We start from the raw sequence: 1,923 nt of genomic DNA, 5'->3' as shown, positions 1-1,923 counted from the left end.
GCGTTGTGCGCGGCAGCAATCCCCAAGACCTGCTGGTTTATCTATCGGCTCCTTCTGCTGCTTGGGTTCACCAAGAGCGGGTGAACGGGCATTATTTAATTGATATTCCCTATGCAGTCATCACCCGCTCGACAACGGTTGAAGTTGCTGCGGGGCTGCCCTATCGGCTGAGCTGGGGCAACCGAGACGAACAGACTGGGCGCCTGCTGATCACCCCTGCACCTGCCCAGGTAGAGGTCCTTTTGCAGCATGGCTGGACAGCGGATCCCACTTTGCTCGATCCGCTGGAAAATAGCCGGCCTTTGCAACTGCCTTTGGAAGAGGCGCTGGGGCCTTTGTTGGAAGTGCCACCTCGCTCTGCCTTTCTCACCATTGACGATGGACCTTGGCCTCAGTCCACACCTCGCCTTTTGCAAGTTTTGGATCAGCTACAAGTGCCGGCTACATTCTTTCTCATCGGCAATCACGTTTCTCGCTTTCCAGAGCTGGCCAAAGCTATTCAAACCCACCACCACACGATAGCCAACCACACGTTTACTCACGACTATCGACGCCTCTACAGCAGCGACGAGATATTCTATGCCGAGGTGGATCAGACAACCCAACTGCTCAAGAGGTTGGGCTTGGATCCCCAACTAGTGGTTCGCCCACCGGGCGGTTTTCGCCTAGACTCTGCTTTACGTCGCGCTTTGGAACAGGCAGGGTATCGGGTTCTCTACTGGAACCTCAGTCCCGAGGATGCCTATGCTGACCAAACAGCAGACCAGCTTTTGGAGCGGGTTCGATCCCAGTTGTCGGTGATGAAAGCCTCTGAACAACCCCTGGTTTTGCTGCTGCACGACCGCTGGCCCCATACTGCAGAAGCTTTGCCAGATATCGTTGCTGCGGTTGAAGAGGCAGGCTATCGCTTTTTGCCCTGGCCCAGTTCTAGAGATCCTGCTTGAGGAAACCGCCAACTGTCTCTTAGAAAAACCGGGCAATCTCTTAGAGTCTTAGGGTCGAGGAGTGGGGAAGTATGCGAAAGCCCTTGGATTGCTGGGCTCGGATAAGTTGGGGAGCGGCCTTGGCTCTGGCGCTACCGCTTGCTGTTCACTCTGCCTACCCCCAGCCGCTGCTTCCGCTGTTGCCGGCTGTTTCTGAGGGGGGCAGCGCGCGCGAAGGAGTTGTTGCCCTATTTCGTCAATCCATCTGGTGGGAGTTCATCCGCGGCAATCGCGGCGAAAACCTGCGCCTGTTTGCGGCCAGCCTCACCGCTTCCGATCGTCAGGATGTGGTGGCCGTGTTTGAAATCCAGCGGCAGCCGACAGTGGAGCCGGTGGTGCGCGTCCTCAGCTTCAGACATCAGGGAGGATACGATTTTCGCCTGCTCCACACGGCTGAGCCGATCCCAGGGCGGCTGATTGAGGCTCAGCTGCGCACCGATATTACCCCTAGCCCTCAGCCTAAGTTGGTGCTCCTCACCGAGCGAGGGGGTATTAGCCTGCTGCGGTCGGTCTTGATCCTGGAACACCGCCCTGAAGGGCTGGTGCCACTGCTGAGTGTAACGGATCTAGCCAACGCCAGCCTGCGGGTCACTCCCCAAGGGATCCTGATTCTCTCCAGTGTTGCGGGAGCTAGCCGCGACTTGCGGGCTACGCTCTACCAGTGGGAGAGAGATGGCTTCGTCCGCCGCGATCTTTAGCCTCCCTCCCTTCTAAGACCCCCAGGCCAAATTGCCGCAAGGCTGTCCCCTAGCTCTTCTCCCTCAGGGAGAGAGATCAGGGTTGACACTCCCACCAACTAATCGCGAAGCGGGACGTAGTCCTTAGTTGGGGGATGCAGTCCGCAGATGAACTCGTAAAGGCGTTATCAAGACGCCCCTAGACAGTTCCTTAAGACAGAGCCCAAGGTTCTGCTTACTTTTTGACTTCCAGCACTGTCCGG

2 protein-coding genes are annotated in these 1,923 nt (G+C 57.4%); both read left to right on the top strand.

The window, feature by feature from the left end:
- A partial coding sequence (locus NW827_RS09770) for a polysaccharide deacetylase family protein (RefSeq protein WP_414503628.1) occupies positions 1–944 on the top strand: 944 nt, incomplete at its 5' end.
- Positions 945–1,063: 119 nt separating this feature from the next.
- Positions 1,064–1,681 carry a hypothetical protein gene (locus NW827_RS09765; RefSeq protein ID WP_414360424.1) on the top strand — a complete coding sequence of 206 codons (618 nt, stop codon included), beginning with the start codon at positions 1,064–1,066 and terminating at the stop codon, positions 1,679–1,681.
- Positions 1,682–1,923: the final 242 nt, after the last annotated feature.

This window comes from Synechococcus sp. H70.1 (assembly GCF_047502705.1).
Lineage (GTDB): Bacteria > Cyanobacteriota > Cyanobacteriia > Thermostichales > Thermostichaceae > Thermostichus.
Note: the sequence above shows the minus strand (reverse complement) of the source record. Positions and strands in the feature narration are given on the sequence as shown.